Below are 4709 nucleotides of genomic sequence, written 5' to 3' on the forward strand. Positions count from 1 at the left end.
AGCACCGAACCCGAGGGTCCATCGCCGAGAAGCATGACAACGGACCCTCGGGTTCCTCCTGAGGACCCTTCAGTTTCCCTGAACTCGCGGAGGTCTGAGGGTCCAGGCAGGCTAGGCCGATCTCGTTGAACCGGTGGATGACGTCGCGGACGGTGTCCTCGTCGGCCTGGACCAGCTGGGCGATCACCGGCACCCGGTTCCCGCCCGCCGAAGCCGGCAGCATCATCACGCGCCGGTGGCGCACCGAACTCGTGCTGCCCCGCCGCACGATCTGCTGCAGCCGCTGCCCCTCCTGGTCGGTCAGTCTGCGCACACGGACAGGCTCAGACACCGCACCTCCAGCGGTCGGAACGGACGTCACCGCACATCCAACCGCCACGACCGCCAACCCGGCGAAGACGGTTGGCTCGGTGCGCTTTCGCCTCGGCGCGGGCACGGTCATCAGACTGACCTCGGCTCAAGTCGATCCGCGCCTATGACCGCAGCGTGCTGTCCCAGTGCCATGTGGTGAGACGAGGGTGCCCGGGCAGTTCGGCGCGCCCGGTGGCCCACAACAGGGTGAGCCAGGGATCCGCGCTGCCCGGGGCTTCTGGGAACAGACGGGCGAGCACTCGTGAGCAGAGAGCGGACGGCGGGGTCCAGGCAAGCCCGAACCCTTCCGCCAGATCGTGCGTGTGCACCAGCGTCTCCACCACCCCCATTGCCGCGAAGCCCTCGGGGTCTGACACCCCGCTGGCGTGGTGGGCGCGGACCCGGGGCGGCGTCGTACGCACCATGGCGACCAGCAGCGCGCCAGTCGCCTCCAGCACCTGCACCAGGCCGGCCGGACCCGCGTCACGGTCCGCGTAGAGGAAGTTCCAAGGTCCGCCCGGCCTCTTCTGGCTCAACGCGATGGGCACATGGGTGTCCAGCGGCGGGCTCTGCGGCCCCAGCTGGACGGCGTAGTAGAACAGGTCGTCGGCGAGGTGCTCGAGGGTCTCCCAGCAGTCCCACTCCAGCGAACCGGCCTTGCCGTCCCACCCCGCCGCGGGTGCCTCACGAAGGACGCCCACGGCGAGCCGCACAGCAAGGTCGACGTCGTCCGCGGTGACGGGAGCCGGCACTGATCCGGTTTCGACTGATCGCGACATGGCAGCACCGTATCGCGATGGGAGCGGGCAGCCCCTTCCAGCTTGTGCGTTGTCCGTCATGGGGTGCCAGTTTGGTTGTTCATGCGGCTTTCGGATGGGGGCGGCCCCAGCGGATGCCTTTCTCGCTGCGGATGCGGGCGCGTTCGCGGCGCTGGGCTTGCAGGACGGTCGGGTGGCGGCGGTGGTCGTTGCGCCAGCGCAGGTAGTCCTGCATCTGCCGGGCGAGTGCTGGGTGATTGGGCGGGTGGTTGTTGCCGATCACGAAGCTGCGCAGTGGTCCGAAGTGCGGCTCGATGGGGTTGGCCCAGGAGGCGTTGGTCGGGGTGAAGCACAGGTGCACCTTGTTGGCTGTGGCCCAGGCCCGAATGGCGGGGGTCTTGTTCCCGGGACCAGTTGTCGGCGATCACGTAGATCGGGGCGCCGTCGGGCCGGGCGGCTCGGATGCTCTTCAGCGCGGTCAGGGTGTGGTCGGCGCCCTTGCGCCGGCGGGTGGTGCCCCACAGGGTGTCGTCGCCCAGGCTGTAGCAGCCGTGGAAGTAGCCGATGCCGTGGTGGCGGTGGTAGGTCGCGCGCAGCCGGTCAGGGTGCTTGCGTCTGGCCCAGCAGGTGCCGTGGCAGGAGCGGATGGACAGCGGCCCGAACTGGTCGAAGGCGAAAGCACCGGTCGGGAAAGCGACGGGTGACCTCATCGATGCGGTCGAGTTTGGCGTCGGCGTCCGGGTCGGTGGTCTCCTTCCAGGTGCGGGTGCGCTGGAAGGAGATCTGGTGCCGGCGCAGAGTCTCGCCCAGCCTGGTGCGGCCGATGACCACCTGGCTGGCCTCGGCGGGTGGGTGGGAGAGGTAGTCGGCCAGCTTGCGCAGGCTCCAGTGGGTGAACGGCCGGCCCAGCGACCGGGGCCGGGCGGTGGTCACCTGGACGATGTACGCCTCGTCCTGCTCGGTGATCCGCCGCGGTGCCCCACCCGCCCAGCGCGGGTCCAGGCACTCCAGCCCGCGGTCGTTGAAGGCGTGCATAACATCACGGACCGTGTCCGGATCCGCGGCCACCAGCCGCGCGATGACCTCGTTGGTGTTCCCCGAGACCGACGCCAGGACCATCATCGCCCGGCGGACCCTGACCGTCTGGTGCCGGCCCCGCCGCACGATCCCTAGCAGGGTCCGGCCTTCCTCATCGGTGAGCCGACGCGCTCGAACGGGCTTTGGCATGGCAACGCTCCTCCCGATGCAGGCGCAGGGTCTCGCTCTGCGCCTGCATCGGGAACCGAGATCGTCAAACCGACCCGTCCAACCATCACGGACAACGCACTAGATATGTCGAGCCGGGCAATCTGCCCCAGATCGGTGATCGTCCCAGGCGAGGGGTCCAGCGGTCAGGCGATCTCGATGCCCGGATGATGCCGTCCGGAAGGGCAAACACGCTCGAACTCCCGTAGGACGTCGTTGCATTGGGCGAGTCGGTCGTGGCAGGCAAGGAGAGCAGGAGCGTTCCCCCCAGGACGCCGGGATAGGGTGCACCCGTGGAACGGATCTTGGTGGTGGGTGTCACCGGTGCGGGCAAATCCACGCTTGCCCAAACTTTGAGCAGTCGTCTGGGCGTGCCCTACCACGAGATGGACGCACTGTACTTCAACGGCCCCAACTGGGCCACCAACAACAAGTTGGTCGAAGACGTAGCACGACTCACCGCCGAGCCTCGCTGGATCATCGACTCTCTCGGCTATCCGGAAGTCCGTGACCTGCTGTGGAGCCGGGCCGACACGGTGATTTGGCTGGACTATCCCAAACGCGTCATCATGCCCCGCGTACTGCGCCGGTCCATCCGACGCACCGTCACACGCGAAGTCCTCTTCGGCGGCAACAGGGAAACCTGGACGGACTGGCTGAGCCGGGAGCACCCGGCCTGGTGGGCCTGGTCCCAACATGGCGCCCGCCACCGCGAGGTCGAGCGCCGTGTCCGCGATCCCCGCTTCGCCCCTCTCAACACCCTCCGCTTCGTGCACCCCAATGACATGACGGCCTGGCTGGCGTCCCTCTGACCCGGCGGGCCAGGCAGCTGGGCCCCGCTTCGTCGATGGGCCGGCATCCTGCCAGGGGGCGCTGGTCTCGGTCGTCACCCGGGGAGTCTGCGATAGCAGGTGAGGGGTGCCGTGATGCCGGCGAAGAAGAGGAAGTGCTCGGACTTGTGCCCATAGCGCCGGTGCAGGCGGCGGAAGGCGCCCAGACGTGTGAGATCTCGCTCGACGTCGACATGGTGTCGGCTATCGCGCCCAACGCCCGCATCCTGCTGGTCGAGGCCGACTCGTCGAGCTTCGAGGACCTGGGCGCGGCGGTGGACGAAGCCGTCAGCCTGGGCGCGAAGTTCGTGTCCAATTCCTACGGCACGGGGTACGACAGCACGCCGGACAGCGGCGAGGATCCGTCCGAACTCCCCGCCATGGGCTGAACGTCCACGGCAACCCGCTCCAGGTGGTCGCGGCCAAGGACAGCTTCCAGCCGGCCGTCGCCACGGTGAGGATCTCGAAGGGAGCGACCACGACGCAGAACTTCACGCTGCTCAAGGACTGACCGGCGCCCTGGACCGGATGCGGCCGGCGTGCCGCATCCGGTCCGGCAACGGCCCAGTCACCCAAGTCCGGTCACGCGCAATCTGAGAGTGAGCCGGCCACCGGTCAGTCCGGTGGCCGGCTCACCCGTCGCCGACAGCACTTCGCCGCCCGTAGGCGTAGCGGGAAGGACCGCCGAACACGAACAGGTCGCCGGAGGCCAACTCCAGGTCGGTGTGAGGCTTTCGGCGTCATTCCGTCCGGAAACCGTACGACGCCTGTAGCCGGGGGGCCGATCGATACCGGATCGCGTGAGAAGGATGCGAGCTGGCACGCTGCCTCTATGGATCACGCAGAAGTACTGCTCATCGGAGGGCGAGCCGGAGTCGGCAAGACGACGGTGGGGTGGGAGGTTTCGGCGTTGCTGCGGGCTGCGGCGGTCTCCCATGCGCTCATCGATGGAGACTTCATGGGTCAGGTACATCCGGCCCCGGAGGGCGATCCTCACCGTTCGGAGATCACGGAGAGCAATCTGACTGCTGTGTGGGCGAACTTCGCCCGGCGCGGCTACCGCCGGCTGATCTATACGAACACTCTGAGTGTGCTACCTGAGGTGACTGGAATGTTCGAGCGTGCCATGGGGTCGGGAGTGCGGATCGTACGGGTCCTGCTCACCGCCTCCGATGCCACCGCCCGCGAGCGGCTGGTGCGCCGGGAACTCGGCTCGGAACTGGAGCAGGAGCTGGAGGGCAGTGCCCGCAAGGCGCGGCTGCTGGACCGGCGGGCCCCTGCGGAGACCGTGCGCGTGGTGACGGATGGGCGGGCTGTCGTGGACATCGCGCGCGAGGTGGTGGCCGCCACCGAGTGGGCCGGGCAGGACCCCGCGGGTAGACCGTGATCGCCGGACGCCGAAAGGACGGGCCTATTCGCGCACGGCCCAATGAGCCTTTCCCGGTAATGGATCATGACGTTGTGTGATCGTTCAGATGGTTCGGTCGTACTCGAGCTGGAGCAGGACGAGGGCCGCTGCGGCGAT

General features: G+C 68.2%; 7 protein-coding genes and 1 pseudogene. 3 read left to right on the forward strand and 5 right to left on the reverse strand.

The annotated features are described in order from the left end of the window. The 4 genes from ACWDA7_RS50545 to ACWDA7_RS50560 all read right to left on the reverse strand — a co-directional run. Positions 1–331: helix-turn-helix domain-containing protein (locus ACWDA7_RS50545; RefSeq protein ID WP_450614666.1), on the reverse strand; the 331-nt coding region annotated here is incomplete at its 3' end. 142 nt (positions 332–473) lie between these two features. Next, positions 474–1130 (reverse strand): hypothetical protein, encoded by a 657-nt coding sequence (locus tag ACWDA7_RS50550; protein ID WP_450614668.1) that lies wholly within the window; start codon positions 1128–1130, stop codon positions 474–476. A 79-nt stretch (positions 1131–1209) separates the two neighbouring features. Next, the gene (locus tag ACWDA7_RS50555) at positions 1210–1470 is read right to left on the reverse strand and encodes an integrase (RefSeq protein ID WP_450614670.1); all 261 of its coding nucleotides are present in this window, start codon (positions 1468–1470) and stop codon (positions 1210–1212) included. Positions 1471–1709: 239 nt separating this feature from the next. Then, entirely contained in the window at positions 1710–2336 is a 627-nt protein-coding gene (locus tag ACWDA7_RS50560; protein WP_450614672.1) for a helix-turn-helix domain-containing protein, read from the reverse strand. A 311-nt stretch (positions 2337–2647) separates the two neighbouring features. Between ACWDA7_RS50560 and ACWDA7_RS50565 the strand changes: the two genes are divergently transcribed. Further along, positions 2648–3166, forward strand: coding sequence for an adenylate kinase (locus ACWDA7_RS50565; protein ID WP_450614674.1), 519 nt, complete (start codon positions 2648–2650; stop codon positions 3164–3166). Positions 3167–3300: 134 nt separating this feature from the next. After that, positions 3301–3573, forward strand: coding sequence for a hypothetical protein (locus ACWDA7_RS50570; RefSeq protein WP_450614676.1), 273 nt, complete (start codon positions 3301–3303; stop codon positions 3571–3573). Between the two features lie 179 nt (positions 3574–3752). Here the strand turns inward: ACWDA7_RS50570 and ACWDA7_RS50575 are convergent. Continuing rightward, a pseudogene (locus ACWDA7_RS50575) lies at positions 3753–3924 on the reverse strand (alpha-ketoglutarate-dependent dioxygenase AlkB); the annotation flags it as partial. Positions 3925–4016: 92 nt separating this feature from the next. On the opposite strand from ACWDA7_RS50575, the gene ACWDA7_RS50580 reads away from it, so the two are divergent. After that, positions 4017–4571, forward strand: a complete 555-nt coding sequence (locus tag ACWDA7_RS50580; RefSeq protein WP_450614678.1) for an AAA family ATPase — start codon at positions 4017–4019, stop codon at positions 4569–4571. Positions 4572–4709 lie beyond the last annotated feature (138 nt).

The organism is Streptomyces sp. NPDC001156, assembly GCF_053598275.1.